The organism is Janthinobacterium sp. BCJ23 (genome assembly GCF_059617945.1).
Genome location: NZ_JCAQAW010000015.1, coordinates 1 through 16191, shown reverse-complemented (window position 1 = coordinate 16191; position 16191 = coordinate 1). Strand labels below are relative to the sequence as shown.

Sequence of the window (16191 nt, the reverse complement as noted above, 5' to 3'; positions counted from 1 at the left end):
GGTCGAACTATTTAACTAGTTCAAACCCCTCGCATTGCGAGGTGTTTGCTCACTCAAAAAACTGACAGGCTACTTCCGAAGAAGTATCCTATTTCATTATTTCTTGTGAACATTTGATATTTTAAGTTTTACAGCGATCCTAAGATCGCTGCTGCACTTACATCAAATGCCCACACTTATCGACTGTTAATTGTTAAAGAACTGTATTCGGTACTGCTTTCGCGCTATCGACAAAGCGTTGTGTTTGTCAGCTGCGAAGAAGGAAGAGTATGAAGCGTTTGCAGCATTTCGTCAACCTTCTTTTTTCTCGTCTCATTCAGCATTTGCATGCGTCGTTCAGCGAGGGGGCGAATTATAGCCCTGCCCTGGGCCCGCTGCAAGCGCTATTTTCCCTCCCTGCGAAACGGCCCTGGCACCGCACTTGCTTATACAGATATGCGCACCGTCCACTGATGAGAGCAACTCTGGGCCTGGCAGCAACACTGGGGATAGCCCGGTTCGCTTTGCTTTGCTCCCATCTGTGACAGGTGCTACATTATGGAACACTCTCGATATTCAAAAGAGCGCCCAGTACAGGGCCCAACGGAGGCAACGAGATCATGTATCAACCGTCAGCTACTTACCGTAGCGCACCGTTTTCGTCCATCGCGGACGCGAACATCACACCGGCAGGACAGGACAACGTTCCCGTCATCATTGAAACGTCCCATCAGCGCTCAGTCGCCTTTGGCCTGTCTCCCACGGCAACGCCCGACTTTACGCCTGCCGGCAAATCCGATCTGTCCTTGCTGATCGAGCAAAACCGCCTGCTGCACACGCACGCGCTGCCCGCCATGGAAACTCTGTACCAGCAAATCGTCAACACCCACAATATGGTGATCTTGACGGATGCCAACGGTGTCATCGTGCATTCACTGGGCGACGATGATTTTCTGGAGAAAGCCAACCGAGTGGCCCTGCAGCCAGGCGTGGCATGGTCGGAACAAAGCCGCGGCACGAATGCGATCGGCACGGCCATCACGGAAAAAGTACCGACGTTGGTCCATGCCGACCAGCATTACCTGGCTGCCAATCATTTCCTCACGTGTTCCGCAGCGCCGATCACCGACCACAGGGGCAATGTCATCGGCGTGCTCGATGTCTCCAGCGACCAGCGCAGTTTCCACAAGCATACGATGGCTCTCGTGCGCATGTCGGCGCTGATGATCGAAAATCAGTTGTTTTCCGCCACCTTCGAAGACGCCATCACCGTGCACTTCCACGCGCGTCCTGAATTCATCGGGACCTTGATGGAAGGCATCGCCTCATTCACGCCGGGCGGCCGGTTCTTATCGGCCAACAAGAATGGTTTATTCCAGCTGGGCCTGTCATTTGCCGCGCTGCAATCGCACACGTTCAGCTCCCTGTTCGGCTTGCCCGTGTCTGCCCTGTACGACCATTACCGCACGGCCTCGCCCGGTTTGCTGAACCTGTGCATGCACAGCGGCGTGCGCGTGTATGGGCGCGCGCAGTTGCGGTTAGCCAATAGTGCCTTCCAGCATGGCTTTGCTGCCAGCACCGACCATAGCGATATCAACGCCGCCCCGGCCCAGGTTCCCGCGCCAGCCAGTCATGCGGCCAACGCGGCGCGCCGCCTGTCCGGCCTGCGCTATCTGCGCACGGGCGATCCGCAACTGGAACTGGTGATCGAAAAGGTCAACAAAGTACTGGGGCGCGATATCCCCATCCTCGTCATGGGCGAAACGGGCACAGGCAAGGAATTGCTGGCGCAAGCGATTCACAACGATTCGCCGCGCGCCATGGGACCGTTTATCGCCGTCAATTGCGCGTCGATTCCGGAAACCCTGATCGAGTCCGAACTGTTCGGCTATGAGGACGGGGCGTTTACAGGTGCGCGCAAGAAAGGGGCCATCGGCAAGATCTTGCAAGCCAATGGCGGCACCCTGTTTCTCGATGAAATCGGCGACATGCCGTTTGGCTTGCAGGCGCGCCTGTTGCGCGTGTTGCAGGAACGTATGGTCACCCCGCTGGGCAGCAGCAAATCGATCACCGTCAATGTGGAACTCATTTGCGCCACGAATCACAACTTGCGCGAACGCATGGCCAAGGGGCTGTTCCGCGAAGACTTGTATTACCGCCTGAATGGCCTGGTGGTCAAACTGCCGCCGCTACGCGAACGCACGGATCTCGATACGGTCGTGAAAAAAATCCTCGCGACGGAAGCGCCCGATACGCGCTACACGGTGGCGCCGGACATCTTGCGCATGTTCCACCAGCACAAATGGCCGGGTAATTTCCGCCAGCTGACCAATCTGTTGCGCACGGCCATCGTCATGGCAGGCGACGAACACGAAATCTGTCTGCGCCACATGCCCGACGATTTCCTCGATGATATTGAAATGACGCAAGCAACTGCCGCCAGCGCCAGCACGGACCGGATGATCGCCGCCGGCGCCAATCTGGAAGAGATGGAGCAAAGCGTCATTCTCAAGTCGCTCGATGCCCACGGCGGCAACGTCTCGGCCACGGCGCGGGCCTTGGGCGTGTCGCGCAACACGATCTATCGCAAGGTGCCGCATCTGAAATAGCCTAGAGCAGACGGGAAAAGCCGGGCGACATCTGGCGCCCGCCCTGCTTGTCGATGGTCATCAAGTCGACGCCTTCCATCCGCGCGGCCATCGCATGCGCACGCGCCGCGCCCGTCACCATGAAGGTTGTCGACAAGCCATCGGCCAGCATTCCCGTGGACGCCAGCACCGTCACGCTGGCCAGTTCACGCGGCGAATCGCCCTTCGAGGGATCAAAGATGTGGTGGTGCGCGAAGTCAGGCGTGAACGTGCACTCGTAGTCGCCCGAAGTGGCCACGCTGCGCCCTTCCACTTTCAAGGTGGCCGCCAGGATTTCCGCGTCGCGCGGGTCCTGGATGCCCAAGGTCCACGGCCGGCGCACGGAACGCTGCCCGCGTGCAACGAATTCTCCCGTGTCCAGCAACGCGTGCAGTATGCCGCGCGCCTGCACGGCAGCCAGCGCCATGTCCGCAGCGTAACCTTGCGCCAGGCCATTCAAGGTCAGCGCCATGCCGGGCTGCAGGAAACGCACTTCGCGTTTGTCCCACGCCAATTGCCGCCAGCCGACCCGCGCCTGCGCTTTGCGCCGTAGTGCTTCCGCAGGCAAGCCGGTCTGGTCTGCCGCCGCGTGAAACAGCTGCCATAAAGGTTGCACGGTGATATCAAATGCACCATCGCTCCATTGCGACAAGGTTTGCGCCTGCGCCAGCACGGCCAGCAGATGGGCGTCCGGCCGGGCCAGGCGGCCGTCACGGTTCAGCTGGAAGACTTGGCTGGCGGGACTGTAAATGCTCATGAGGCGGTCGATATTCCTGGCCGCATGCAAGGCATCCTCAATGGCCAGCTCAGCCTGGCGTTGATCGTGGTGCAACACGGTGACGGCGATCGTCGTGCCAAACGCCAGTGCAGCGCCTTGATAAGGGCGCACGCCGGATGCCGTGGCCGTGCCGCGCGCCATGCTGCCCGGCAAGGACAAGCCCGCCATGCCGGCCACGCTGCCAATGGCTGCGGATATAAAGGTTCTACGCTGCATTGCTGCTCTCCTCTGCCGTGGCCAGGACAATGGGTATCGTGCGGGCACGCTTGATTTCCAGCATCAAGGGTGCGCATTTTTCATCGCTGGCGTAAATCACCACGCAATCCATGCACTGGAAACATTCGCCATAATCGACTTTCCCGCTCGGCGCGATGGCGTGATGCTCGCAACGGTGGCGGCAAGTCTGGCACGGCGTGCCGCATTCCTTGCGGCGCGGAATCCAGTTGAACAAGCGAAACCGTCCCAGCAGCGCCAGCGCCGCACCGAATGGACACAGATAGCGGCAAAAGAATTTGTAGGAAATACTGCTGAGCAGCAGCAAACCCACGGCATATGCAACAAACGGCCAAGCCCGCACGAAGTTCAGGGTGATGGCCGTCTTGAACGGTTCCAGCTCGACCAGCTTGTCCGTGATCTGGCTGGAAAACAGGCTGCTGCCGAGAATGGCCGCCAGCAAGCCATACTTGATCCATTTCAAGCGCCCGTCGAGGCGCGGCTTGATCTTCCACTGAGGCAAGCGCAGCCACTGGCCCAGCTTGCCCGTGAATTCCTGCAGCGCTCCAAACGGACACAGCCAGCCGCAAAACGTGCCACGCCCCCAGATCAGCAGACTGAGCAGCACGAACGCCCACAGGATCACCGTCATCGGATCGAACAGGAAAAAGCCCAGACTGCGCCCCGCCAGCAGCGCCTGGATGACGCCCGTGATATTGACGATCGACAACTGGCCCTGCGCGTAATAGCCGATGAAGCCAATGGTAAACAACAGGAACAGACGGCGGAACCATGCAAATTGGCGGCCATCGCGCACCAGCCGTTTCTGCCACGCCAAGGCGCCGGCCAGCAGCGCCAGCCCGGCCACCAATAGCAGCAACTCGGCCTTGCGTCCCTGCCACGTGCCACGCCACGTGGCATCGTCGCCTTGCGGCGCCGTATAAAAATCGGCCGGCAAGCGGTAGCTGACATCGACGTTGCGCGCGATGCGTTCCGGATATACGATACCCTTGCTGCGCGTAATCGGCAGCGTGAACGCCAGCGGACTGGCCGCATCGAGCCCCGCCTGGCTGATGATGCGCAGTGCGGCGATATTTTCCGTCGGCAAGGAAGCCGCATCGGATAAGCTCAAGTCCAGGTCCAGGTCGCGCATGTCGATGGGCAAGCCATCCTGCTTCAGCAACAGCCGGTCGGGGACGGTGCCGCGCACGAAATCGTCGCCCAGCACGCTGTAGCGCCCGCGTGACATGATGAGGATGGCATGGTCGCCCTCGTCAAGCCGGTTGCGCAATTTGTTCCAGCTGCGTTCCGTCAACAGATTGCGCCCCACCGTGGGGACGGATACATACGCCAGATAGAGGTCGATGAACAAGCCGTCCGGATCGCGCGCGGCTTCCGGTTCGAGTCCCGCGCCGGGACTGCCCGCAAACAAGGCTTCCACGTCCTTATTGCTCAAGCGTACATGCTGGATCAATCCGCGCTCGAGCATCTGCGCGACGCTGAGTTTCTCGAATACCTGCATGCGGATGCGGGCGATCTGGTCCGGGTCGCGGCCTTGCGCAAAGCCGAGTTTTTTGCGCGACACTTTCAAGGCCGAGGCCAGCACGCTCTGGTTGATGATGCGTACAGAGGCCGTGGCCTTCGACACGCCATCGATATCGGCATGGGTGGCGTCCGGTGCGCGTTTCGTCCTGGCATCGATGGCGATATTCTGTTTGAGCGACAAGCCCTGGTACTGTTTGACGAACTGAAACAGGGGCGCTTCACCGAGGCCGTCGAGAAACACGGGTTCGTGCTGCGACAGCACGGCGACGTCGAGAAAACTGCCTTTCGGATCGATGGCGATCAGCAGATTGACGGGTACGCCGGAAAAGCCGGGAATGGGCGCCAGGTCCACCGACTCAAAAACGTAGCCGACCAGCTCTGTCGCCGTGGCGTTTTGGCGGAACAAGGGCCAGACGGGCAAATCGGTCTCCTTGTCGCCCACGACGATGGGCGCGGGAAAACGCCGCGCCAGCTCGGCCTTGGTGAGCACACCGGCCCAGGCCTGTCCGAGGATAAACAGGAATAGCCAGCAAGCTATGAACAAGCGCATTATCCGCATGCATGGTGCTCCGTGCGGCGCCCTGTCGCAAGGCGCCGCGTTGTTGAGTTAGAAGAAAATAATGCCGCCCAGGGACACGCCATTCATCTTCGCTTCGCCGCCGGAAAAACCTTTCGAACGCGTCTGGCCCAGCTCGCCTACCAGGGTGATCGCGCTGTTGAGCGAGTAATACGCGCCCAGGGTCAGGTTGGCGTTCGACTTCAAGCCGCCCGTGCCGGCCGTGTTGTCGTCGTTCTTGCTGATGCCGTAGGACAAACCCAGCTTCAGCTTATCCGTCGTTTTATACGTGCCTTGCAGCAGCCAGTTCTTCGACTTGGTATCGCCCTGGTCCGCATCGGACAAGATGCCGAGCCCCTTGCCGCCCTGGAAGTTGACCAGCACGCCAGCCGGGCCCATCTGGTACGAGCCGCCCACTTCCACGCCGCGCATGGTCAGGTCATCGACTCCCGGCGTTTTCGAGGTGAATTTTTGCGACTTCACGCCGAGCCAGGCTTTCAACCCTTCCTGCGCATACGTCAGCTGCGCCTGCACTTGCGGACTCGACTTCGAAGAATAGGTCGAGCCTGCCACGATGGGCGTATCGGAGACGGGACTGACCAGCGCCACATCGACGCCAATGCCGCCCGACTTCGGGGAGCTGTACATGATCTGGCCATAGTTGCCCAGATAGGTATAGCCGGCGCCGATATGACCGAGGGTCACGCGGCCCCGCTGCGTCGCCTGCACCGGCGCACCCGAGCCCAGCAAGGTCATGTCGGACAAAATCGCGTTCGCGCCGAAGATGCCATAGTCGCGGCCCAGCTTGAAGGTGCCCATCTGCTCATTGCCAAACGTGAAGAAGGCTTGGCGCACGTCGACCACGCTGTTCTGGCTGATGGCGCTGTCCGTGGCCGTCGAGTTGTAGATGCCGATCAAGGCTTTCACGTCGTACTCGCCCAGCTTCGAGCTCGCCGAGGTGATCAAGCCGTTGGGCAGCAAGCCGTTGCCGATGGTGGTGCGGTCCTTCTCTCCGCCGCAACCGAGCGCCTGGCCGCCCAGCGCCAGCCCGCCCACCGCATCGCCCGAACACGACACTTGCGTGTAGTAGGCGTTGACGATGCCGCCCACCGACACGGTCCAGTCGCCAGCCTTGATATCGACGGCTTGCGCCTGTCCCACCGCTGCGATTGTCATGACACCGAGGCTCCCCAGCTTGATCCATGTGTTCATTTCTTCTCCTCTTTCTTCTCTGTTTTTAGTGTGCACACCAGTGATTGATGTACCTCAAGCTTTGGCAATAAGCGTGCCCAGCAAGCCTCAGAGGGAGAAAGAAAAAAAGCGTATTGAACGTGTGCAGCGGCGGATCAATCGCCACTGACAGTGTTCATTTTTTGACCGCAAGTATGCGTATCGGCCATTCAGGTAAACAAAAAACTGACGGCCTGGGCCGTCAGCAAAAAGAAAGCACCCGGCGGACAGGGAGACACCCATCCGTGTGGCCCGGGTGCTTCACCCCGTTACTTCGATGCCAGCTTGAAGACCCACACGGAACCGCCCTGTTCCAGGAAGTTGACCTTCTTCGCCACTTCGCCGCCCCACAGCGGCACCGCGCCACCCCAGCCTGATACGACGGCCACATATTGCGTGTCGCCATCCTGCCACGTGACGGGCGGCGCCACGACGCCGGAGCCCGTCTGGAATTTCCACAGCTCCTTGCCCGTCTTCGCATCGACGGCTTTCAGGAAGCCTTCTGGCGTGCCGTAGAACACCAAGTTACCGGCCGTGCTCATCACGCCGCCCCACAGCGGCGCGTTATTCTTGATTTCCCAGACGATCTTGCCAGTCTTCGGATCGACGGCGCGCATGGCGCCGATATAGTCATCAAACAAGGGCTTGATGGTGAAACCGGCACCGAGGAAGGCGCCGCCCTTCTTGTAGCTGATCGGCTCGTTCCAGATATCCATGCCCCATTCGTTCGCCGGCACATAGAACAGCTTGGTTTGCGGCGAGTACGCCATCGGCATCTGATTTTTTGCGCCGAGGAAAGCCGGTGCGGCAAATACGGTCGTGCCCTTCTTGCCTTCCTCTCCCTTGGTCGGGTCGCCGGGGCGGCCGGCGGCGATGAAGTTGGGCCGGCCCGTCTTCAGGTCGATGCTGCTGGCCCATGTGATTTTCTTCACAAACGGGAAGGCGTTCTGCAACTTGCCCGTATTGGCGTCGATCACATAGAAGAAACCGTTGCGGTCGGCCTTGCCGCCGTAGCGCTTGCCATCCATGTCGAAAGTGACGAATTCGTTGGCGCCGTCGAAATCCCAGGCGTCGTTCGGCGTGTTTTGATACGCCCACTTGATCTGGCCCGTTTTCACGTCCAGCGCCACGGTGGACGACGAGTACAGATTGTCGCCGGGACGCAAGTGGCTGTTCCATGGCGCCGGGTTGCCCGTGCCAAAGTAGGCGAGCTTGGTTTGCGGATCATAGGTACCACCCATCCACGTCGAGGCGCCGCCCGTTTTCCACAGGTCGCCGGGCCACGTCTTGTTCGCGGTACCGGACACGCCGTTATCGATCGCCTTGCCATCCTTGTCGTAGCGGTGGCCCATATGGCCCTCTACCGTAGGACGGCTCCACACGAGGTCGCCCGTCATCGGGTTACGCGCTTCGACCCGGCCCACGATGCCGAATTCACCGCCTGACACGCCCGTCAGCAGCAATCCTTCGGCGATCAGCGGCGCGGCCGTCATCGAGTAGCCGGCCGCATAATCGTCGACTTTTTCTTTCCAGACGATCTTGCCCGTATTCTGGTCCAGCGCCACCAGATAGGCGTCGAGCGTGCCGAAAATCACCAGGTTGCCGTACAGGGCCGCACCACGGTTGACCACGTCGCAGCAGGGCATGATGCCGTCTGGCAAGCGATGCTCGTACTTCCACAGCTTGGCGCCCGTTTTCAAGTCGACTGCAAAGATGCGCGAATACGATGCCGTGACGAACATCTTGCCGTTATGAATCAGCGGCTGCGATTCCTGTCCACGCTGTTTTTCACCGCCAAACGAGAACGACCAGGCCGGCACCAGCTTGGCCACGGTCTTGTCATTGATCTGCGTCAAAGGCGAATAGCGCTGGCCCTGCGTGCCCATGCCAAACGACAGGACGCTGGCCGGATTCTTCGCCGTGCTGTCGAGCATGGCATTGGTGACATTGCCCACGTCGGCCGCCTGGGCCAGCGATGCCAAACCCAAACCGACGAGTATCCCCATTATTTTTTTCTGCACAGTCATCTCCCTCTGTTTTATTAGTATGTGTGTGTATCAAGTCTTGCGGTGCTCATGCGGCTGGGCATGCAGCAAGGCGCACTCTTCATCGGTGAACAGGCGCGAACGCGTCAAGAAGCGCTTGCCCGTGCCGTTGTCGAGTGAAAACATGCCGCCATTGCCATCAACCACATCGATAATCAACTGGGTATGCTCCCAGTACTCGAATTGCTCGAGTCCCATGTAGAACGGTGTACCATTCAAATTGCCGAGATAGATGTCGGTATCGCTGACATCGAACTCGCCCAGCGCATAGCACATGGGCGCGCTGCCGTCGCAGCAACCGCCCGACTGGAAAAACATCAGAGGGCCGTGACGCTGGCGCAACTTGTCCATCATTTCCAGCGCCGCATCGGTGGCGACCACCCGGGCAATTGCTGCACTCATGGCATCCCTTTCTGCGCGCCGCGCCTGGATTGACAGGTGCGGCGCGTGTACCGGTTTAGAAGAAGCCCAGCGCTTTCGGGCTATAGCTCACCAGCAAGTTCTTCGTTTGCTGGTAGTGATCGAGCATCATCTTGTGGTTTTCGCGGCCGATACCCGATTGCTTGTAGCCGCCGAACGCGGCATGGGCTGGATACAGGTGGTAGCAATTGGTCCACACGCGGCCCGCCTGGATGGCGCGTCCCATGCGGAAGGCGCGCGAACCATCGCGCGTCCATAAGCCGGCGCCCAGGCCGTACAAGGTATCGTTGGCAATCGCCAGCGCGTCGGCCTCATCCTTGAAAGTGGTCACGGACACGACCGGTCCAAAAATCTCTTCTTGGAAGATGCGCATCTTGTTATTACCCTTGAACACGGTCGGACGCACGTAGTAGCCGCCCTCCAGGTCGCCCGCCTGTGTGTTGCGCTCGCCGCCAGCCAGCACTTCGGCGCCTTCCTGGCGGCCGATGTCGAGGTAGGACAGGATTTTCTCCAGCTGCTCCTGCGACGCCTGCGCACCGATCATGGTGGACGAGTCGAGCGGGTTGCCCTGCTTGATGGCCGCCACGCGCTTCAGGGCGCGTTCGATGAATTTCTCATAGATCGATTCCTGGATCAGCACGCGCGATGGGCAGGTGCATACTTCGCCCTGGTTCAGCGCGAACATGGCAAAACCTTCCAGGCATTTGTCGAAATAGTCATCGTCGGCATCCATCACGTCTTCAAAGAAGATGTTCGGCGACTTGCCGCCCAGCTCCAGGGTGACGGGAATCAGGTTTTGCGCGGCGTAGCCCATGATCAAGCGGCCCGTGCCTGTTTCGCCCGTGAAGGCGATCTTGGCGATGCGCTTGCTCGAGGCCAGCGGCTTGCCCGCTTCCAGGCCGAAACCATTGATGATGTTCAGCACGCCCGGCGGCAGCAGGTCGCCGATCAGCTCGATCAACACCATGATGGAGGCCGGTGTCTGCTCGGCCGGTTTGAGCACGACGCAATTGCCGGCGGCCAGGGCTGGCGCCAGTTTCCACACAGCCATCAGAATCGGGAAATTCCATGGAATGATCTGGCCCACGACGCCGAGCGGCTCGTGGTAGTGGTAGGCATAGGTTTCCGCATCGATTTGCGCGACGGAACCTTCTTGCGCGCGGATGCAGCCGGCGAAATAACGGAAATGGTCGATGGCCAGCGGGATGTCGGCGTTCATCGTTTCGCGGATCGGCTTGCCATTGTCGATGGTTTCCGCCGTGGCGATCAGGCTCAGGTTCTGTTCGATGCGGTCGGCGATGCGGTTCAGGATATTGGCGCGCTCGGCAGGCGACGTCTTGCCCCAGGCATCCTTGGCGGCATGGGCGGCGTCCAAGGCCAGCTCGACATCTTCCGCCGTGGAACGGGCGATTTCGCAAAATGGCAAGCCCGTGATCGGTGTGATGTTAGGAAAGTATTCACCTTTTACCGGGGCAACGAATTTGCCGCCGATGTAATTGTCATAGCGTTGTTTGAAGGGATTGGCTACGCCCAGTTTGCTGATGTCTGCGAGATTCATGTCGTCCTCTATCGGGTTAATTAGAATGGAATTGCTGTAATTAAAATCAAACGTCCTGGTACAGATGGGGTGAGTACACGGAGTCTTCCGCAAATGCCGTGCCAGCTCGGCATCCCACTACAAACTTAGCCGCTTTTACCCTTGTTACAAGGGCCTAGCGTCAATACCGGTGTGCTTTTCAGCGCATGCCCGGGCTTGAGCCGCTGCACAATGGAACAGGTGTACCAGACTGGAACACCTGTTCCTGTGCCATTAACGAATCACCACGCCCCATGGCAATTCACCTACAGCAATATCGGCTACCTTGCGCGCGCTGGCCGTGTCGATGACGGAAACGCTGTTCGAACGGCCATTGGCCACGTACAGCTTGGCGCCATCGGGCGTGATGGCCATGTTCCACGGGCGCTTGCCGACGGGAATGGTGGCCGTGACCTCGTTGCTGGCCGTGTCGATCACCATCACCGTGCCATCGATACCGTTCGAGACATACACCTGCTTGCCGCTGGGATGGACCACGATGCCGTTTGCATTCTTGCCAGCGGGAATGGTGGCGATGGCCTTGCGCGCGGCCATGTCGATGACGTAGACGGCATTGACCAGTTCGCACGCCACGTAGGCGCGGCCCGAGTCCGGACTGAAACCGATGCCGCGCGGGCGCAATCCCACGGCGATGGACGCCACCTGGCGGCGTTGCACCACATCAATGACATCGACTTGTTCAGCCTCTTCCGCGCTGACCAGCAGCCAGCGCCCATCGGGGCTGAAAACGGCATGTTCCGGATTGCGTCCATGCACCTTGATATCGGCGAGCAAGACGCCCGTCTGCCCATCGAGCAAGGCCACGCTATTGTTTTCCTCGACGGCCACGGCCACGTAATGACCGTCTTGCGAAGCGCTGACGCCTTCGGGCGACTTGCCCAGCGCCACCGTGCGCAGGGGGGCGCCGCCAGCGTTATCGATCAGCAGCAAGGCGCTGCTGGCCGCATCCGTGACAAACAATTGCCGCCCGGTGGGGTCGGCGGCGATGCCGCGCGGACGCTTGCCGGCTGCAATCTGGCGCACGACCTGATCGGTCGCCGTGTCGATCACACTCAAGGTGCCCGATTTTTCATTGGGAACATAAGCAAATGGAGCGGCCTGGAGGGAGGTGCAGGCAAGCGCTGGCAGCAGCCAGCACACCTGGCGCAAGCGCGAGAAGAAGTTGGGCATAATCACCTTTCGATGGCAAAACACAGGAAAAGCGCGCGGCATCGGCGCATCTGAACATTGCTGTATGCAAACGCCGTGCCATTGACACGCGTATAATTTCAGCCCACCAATGGAGACATGGCAGGCATATTGCTTGATACAACTATGCAGACCTGCGCCGCGCACGCGGCCAAAGCAGGCTTTTATTCACATTGGAGAATCCGCATGCAGCACCGTTTCCGCCTGAACACCATCGCCAGCCTGTTTGTCGCCGGCAGCGCTACCCTCGCCCCTCACGTCTTTGCCGCCGAGGCAGCTGCCCCGGCCAACGGGCAACTGATGGATACGGTGGTCGTCAGCGGCAGCCGCATCGCCCATCCCAGCCAGGAAGTGCCGGCCTCGATCGACGTCGTCGACAGCGCCCGCATCCAGGATGGCCAAATCCGCGTCAACGCGTCAGAAGCGCTGGCCGCCGTGCCGGGCCTGGTCGTGCAAAACCGCCAGAACTATGCGCAAGACTTGCAGATCTCGTCGCGCGGCTTCGGCGCACGCTCGGCCTTTGGCGTGCGCGGCGTCAAACTGATCAGCGATGGCATTCCTGCCAGCATGCCCGACGGCCAAGGCCAGGCCGCCACCTTCAACCTCGATACGGCCGAGCGCATCGAAGTGCTGCGCGGACCGTTTTCTGCCATCTACGGCAACCATTCGGGCGGCGTGATCCAGCTGTTTTCCAAGGATGGACAAAATCCTCCCTCCGTCGAATTGAATGTGGTGGGCGGCAGCTACGGCACCAACAAAGTGGACTTGACGGCGCAAGGCCAGGCAGGCGGCATCGGCTACGTGCTCGACGGCTCGCGCTTCCGCACGGACGGTTTCCGCGACCACAGCGCAGCCACGCGCGAACAAGCGTTCGGCAAGATCACCGTCAAGCCCAATGCGGACAGCAAGCTGACCATCGTTGCCAACAGCCTGCACCAAGGCAACACGCAAGATCCGCTGGGCGCCACTTGGGCCACGTTTGCCCGCGACCCGCGCGCTGGCGAAACCGATGCTAGCGACACGCAAAACCCGAAGCGCACCCTGGCCGAGCGCTACAACACGCGCAAGAGCATCGACCACCAGCAAATCGGCGCCACCTATGAACAGTCGTTCGGCGACGACCGCCTGCATGTGATGGTGTATGGCGGCAACCGCGACGTGATCCAGTACCAGGCTTTTACCAAAGGCTTCCAGGCGCCAGCCAGCCATTCGGGTGGCGTGGTCGACTTCCAGCGTGAGTTCTATGGCATCGATACCAACTGGCTACATGTGAACCAGTTGGCAGGCGGCAAGCTGAGCACCACCATCGGCATCGACTATGGCCGCTCCAGCGATGACCGCACCGGCTATGAAAATTACATCGGCAACACGTTTGGCGTGAAAGGCAAGCTGCGCCGCGACGAGCAGGACGTCGTCTCCAGTCTCGATCCGTATCTCCAGATGGAATGGCAAAGCGGACCGTGGCTGCTCAGCGCAGGTGTGCGCTACAGCAAGATGAAAGTGTCGGTGAACGACCACTATCTCAGCAATGGGAACGACAGCGGCAGCCTCGAGTTCAGCCACACGACACCGGTGCTGGGTCTGCTGTATAAACTGACGCCGAACGTCAACGTGTACGCCAGCGCCGCGCGCGGTTTTGAGGCGCCTACCTTGAATGAACTGTTTTACTCGGGCACGGGTGGCGGCTTCAATTACCAGCTGAAACCGGCCACCAGCACCAACCTGGAAGCGGGTATCAAGGCGAGGATCGCCAACAACACCCACGTAAACGCGGCCGTGTTCCAGATCAAGACCAACGACGAACTGGTAGTCGACAAGTCCAGCGGCGGGCGCACCAGCTATCGCAATGCAGGTAAAACCTTGCGCCAAGGTATGGAAGTGTCGCTGGAATCCAGCCTGCCATATGGTTTCACGGCAAAAGTAGCACTGACCAGCCTGCACGCCGTGTATGACCAGGCGTTTGGCAGCGTGCGCGAAGGCAGCCGTTTGCCGGGCGTGCCCAGCGCCAACCTGTTCGCGGAATTGGCGTGGAAAGATACGCTCGACCGCTTTGGCGCGGCGCTGGAAAGCGTGGCCAGCAACCAGGTCTACGCGGAAGACAGCAACATCGAAAAACCAGCGCCCGGCTACACGGTGTTCAATGCGCGCTTCAACGCCAAGCAGAACGTGGGGAACTGGCGCTTCAAGGAATTTGCCCGCCTGAACAATCTTTTCGACAAGACCTACGTGGGCTCCGTCATCGTCGGCGACAGCAACAAACGCTACTATGAAGCGGCGCCAGGACGCAATTGGCTGCTGGGTGTCAGCGCCCAATATAGTTTCTAAAACTAAAAAGCCCGCGCCTCTTCCGATGCGCGGGCTTGTAAACCAGAGCAAGCTACTTCAGGGCCGCGCCTCCTTCACGCCATACTTCTCAAAGATCGTTTTCAGTTCGCCGCTGGCCGCCATCTCGTTCATGGCTGCCTGCAGCAACTTGGCCACGTCGAGCTGCTGCTTGCTGACGGCCAGGCCCACGGCCCAGCCGGCACGCGGCAAGCGGGCGAACGCCACTTCGCTCAAGGGGAAAGCGGGGTCGCTTTTCAGCACCGATTCGATTTCCGAACGGTTGGCCAGCACGGCGTCGAGCTTGCCCGCCTGCAATTGCTGCAAGGCTTCGGCGGCCGTATCGAAGATGCGCACGTCGTCGCGGTACTTGCCATTGTCTTCGCCCAACATCAGCATGGCCGCGATCGACACCTTTTCCACGCCGATACGCTTGCCGGCCAGCGAAGCGACTCCGTCGAATTGCGGCACCGCTTGCGCGCTGCGCACCAGGCGCACGGTTTCCACGTAATACGGCGCGAAGATCTCGACCTTGTCGTTGTCAGCCATCAACTTCTTGTCGACCGGCACATGCAGCATCACGTCGGCGGGGCCATAACCGAGGTAATGCCCCTTCCACACCATATTGCGCAAATCGTCGTTCAGATTTTCGCCGGCGGGAAATGGCAGCAAACTCAGTTTCAGCCCCAGCTTTTTCGCCAGCGCTTCGGCAATATCGATATCGATGCCAACGCCCTTGTCGGAAAACGGCGCGAACTCGTTGTACACAGCCACTTTCAGGCTGCCCGACTGCTGCACTTTCTGCCAGTCGGCATGCGCCGGCGCGGCTGCGCAGAGCGCCAGGCAAGCGAGCGAGATCATCGCGCGCATGCCCCGGAGTTGAAATGAACGCATGGGACTCCTTCGTGATCGGTTCGACTTAATTGGATTCGCGGCGGGTTTCCAGATAGGTCTTGATGGCCCACATGGCTTCCTGGTTGAACACGCCTTCGAACGGCGGCATGTACACGGCGCCATTGCGCACTTTACCGTGACGGATGGTGGTCAGGTAGTAATTGTCCGTCTCCTTGTAGCAAGCCTGTTTCTTTGTCTCATTCTTGATACCGAAGCAATCGCGGTCCAGCTGGCGCAAGTCCGGCGCGATGCCGCCCGAAATGGCTTCGATGCCGTGGCAGCGGGCGCAATTCTGGTTGTAGGCCGAGGTGCCTACGGTCAGGGCCAGCTTGTTGCCCCGATACGGGTTTTGTTCGAGCCACTTGTCGCCCACCTTCGGCAAGCCCGTGGTGTCGACGCCTTGCGGCGTGACGTTGCCATGCGCATAGGCATGCGGCAAGGTCAGCAGGGAAGTGAGGGCGACGGCGCCGGCGGCTGCCATGCCGAGCAGGGTACGAATGGAATAGGTCATGCTGGTCTCCTTGGTTTTTTAGTCAATATCCAAGAAGAGCAAATGCCATGCCATGCGTATATGCCCCGCATCCGGCCGCCCATGTATCAATTTGGAACAGCTGCAACACGTATTTGTGTCACCGTACGCGTCAGCCGACAGCACCCAACAAAACCCCATACGTAAAAAAACCCCAACCGGATCACCGGAAGGGGTTTTTTCGAATAACAAGCCTGACGATAACCTACTTTCACACTGGTTGCAGCACTATCATCGGCGCAAAGTTGTTTCACGGTCCTGTTCGGGA

12 protein-coding genes are annotated in these 16191 nt (G+C 59.9%); 2 read left to right on the top strand and 10 right to left on the bottom strand.

Features of this window, described 5'->3' with window-relative positions:
• The first annotated feature begins 599 nt into the window (after positions 1-599).
• Complete coding sequence (locus AC54AG_RS28105; protein WP_254671468.1) at positions 600-2588, top strand: sigma-54-dependent Fis family transcriptional regulator; 1989 nt, start codon at positions 600-602, stop codon at positions 2586-2588.
• 1 nt (position 2589) lies between these two features.
• Here the strand turns inward: AC54AG_RS28105 and AC54AG_RS28100 are convergent, their stop codons facing one another.
• The 7 genes from AC54AG_RS28100 to AC54AG_RS28070 all read right to left on the bottom strand — a co-directional run bounded on the left by AC54AG_RS28100 (position 2590) and on the right by AC54AG_RS28070 (position 12160).
• On the bottom strand, positions 2590-3600 hold the full coding sequence (locus AC54AG_RS28100) for an FAD:protein FMN transferase (protein ID WP_331779142.1): 1011 nt from the start codon (positions 3598-3600) through the stop codon (positions 2590-2592).
• The gene (locus AC54AG_RS28095) at positions 3590-5692 is read right to left on the bottom strand and encodes a 4Fe-4S binding protein (RefSeq protein ID WP_331779141.1); all 2103 of its coding nucleotides are present in this window, start codon (positions 5690-5692) and stop codon (positions 3590-3592) included. The genes AC54AG_RS28100 and AC54AG_RS28095 overlap by 11 nt, the downstream gene beginning before the upstream one ends.
• Before the next feature lie 57 nt (positions 5693-5749).
• Positions 5750-6910, bottom strand: a complete 1161-nt coding sequence (locus AC54AG_RS28090) for a porin (protein ID WP_331779140.1) — start codon at positions 6908-6910, stop codon at positions 5750-5752.
• 287 nt (positions 6911-7197) lie between these two features.
• Entirely contained in the window at positions 7198-8934 is a 1737-nt protein-coding gene (locus AC54AG_RS28085) for a PQQ-dependent methanol/ethanol family dehydrogenase (protein WP_083292534.1), read from the bottom strand.
• Positions 8935-8985: 51 nt separating this feature from the next.
• Positions 8986-9375: a DUF779 domain-containing protein gene (locus AC54AG_RS28080; RefSeq protein ID WP_034756816.1), complete on the bottom strand. Its 390-nt coding sequence runs from the start codon at positions 9373-9375 to the stop codon at positions 8986-8988.
• A 55-nt stretch (positions 9376-9430) separates the two neighbouring features.
• Positions 9431-10951, bottom strand: coding sequence for an aldehyde dehydrogenase (adh, locus tag AC54AG_RS28075; protein WP_070301569.1), 1521 nt, complete (start codon positions 10949-10951; stop codon positions 9431-9433).
• 252 nt (positions 10952-11203) lie between these two features.
• The gene (locus AC54AG_RS28070; RefSeq protein WP_072457778.1) at positions 11204-12160 is read right to left on the bottom strand and encodes a beta-propeller fold lactonase family protein; all 957 of its coding nucleotides are present in this window, start codon (positions 12158-12160) and stop codon (positions 11204-11206) included.
• Positions 12161-12364: 204 nt separating this feature from the next.
• On the opposite strand from AC54AG_RS28070, the gene AC54AG_RS28065 reads away from it, so the two are divergent.
• Positions 12365-14503, top strand: coding sequence for a TonB-dependent receptor family protein (locus AC54AG_RS28065; RefSeq protein ID WP_496632605.1), 2139 nt, complete (start codon positions 12365-12367; stop codon positions 14501-14503).
• A 57-nt stretch (positions 14504-14560) separates the two neighbouring features.
• Here AC54AG_RS28065 and AC54AG_RS28060 read toward each other — a convergent pair whose 3' ends face one another.
• From AC54AG_RS28060 to AC54AG_RS28050, 3 genes are all read right to left on the bottom strand, one after another.
• Positions 14561-15394 (bottom strand): substrate-binding periplasmic protein, encoded by an 834-nt coding sequence (locus AC54AG_RS28060; protein WP_338680890.1) that lies wholly within the window; start codon positions 15392-15394, stop codon positions 14561-14563.
• A gap of 25 nt (positions 15395-15419) precedes the next feature.
• Complete coding sequence (pedF, locus tag AC54AG_RS28055) at positions 15420-15905, bottom strand: cytochrome c-550 PedF (protein ID WP_034756828.1); 486 nt, start codon at positions 15903-15905, stop codon at positions 15420-15422.
• An 86-nt stretch (positions 15906-15991) separates the two neighbouring features.
• Positions 15992-16191, bottom strand: a 200-nt coding sequence (locus tag AC54AG_RS28050; RefSeq protein ID WP_496632603.1) for a hypothetical protein, incomplete at its 5' end; no start/stop codon positions are given.

Excerpts from the sequence above, each read along its gene's own strand:
- AC54AG_RS28100 (WP_331779142.1), bottom strand. The coding sequence starts at position 3,600 with ATGCAGCGTAGAACCTTTATATCCGCAGCCATTGGCAGCGTGGCCGGC.
- adh (WP_070301569.1), bottom strand. The coding sequence starts at position 10,951 with ATGAATCTCGCAGACATCAGCAAACTGGGCGTAGCCAATCCCTTCAAA.
- AC54AG_RS28090 (WP_331779140.1), bottom strand. The coding sequence starts at position 6,910 with ATGAACACATGGATCAAGCTGGGGAGCCTCGGTGTCATGACAATCGCA.
- AC54AG_RS28085 (WP_083292534.1), bottom strand. The coding sequence starts at position 8,934 with ATGGGGATACTCGTCGGTTTGGGTTTGGCATCGCTGGCCCAGGCGGCC.
- AC54AG_RS28060 (WP_338680890.1), bottom strand. The coding sequence starts at position 15,394 with ATGCGTTCATTTCAACTCCGGGGCATGCGCGCGATGATCTCGCTCGCT.
- AC54AG_RS28080 (WP_034756816.1), bottom strand. The coding sequence starts at position 9,375 with ATGAGTGCAGCAATTGCCCGGGTGGTCGCCACCGATGCGGCGCTGGAA.
- AC54AG_RS28070 (WP_072457778.1), bottom strand. The coding sequence starts at position 12,160 with ATGCCCAACTTCTTCTCGCGCTTGCGCCAGGTGTGCTGGCTGCTGCCA.
- pedF (WP_034756828.1), bottom strand. The coding sequence starts at position 15,905 with ATGACCTATTCCATTCGTACCCTGCTCGGCATGGCAGCCGCCGGCGCC.
- AC54AG_RS28095 (WP_331779141.1), bottom strand. The coding sequence starts at position 5,692 with ATGCGCTTGTTCATAGCTTGCTGGCTATTCCTGTTTATCCTCGGACAG.
- AC54AG_RS28065 (WP_496632605.1), top strand. The coding sequence starts at position 12,365 with ATGCAGCACCGTTTCCGCCTGAACACCATCGCCAGCCTGTTTGTCGCC.
- AC54AG_RS28105 (WP_254671468.1), top strand. The coding sequence starts at position 600 with ATGTATCAACCGTCAGCTACTTACCGTAGCGCACCGTTTTCGTCCATC.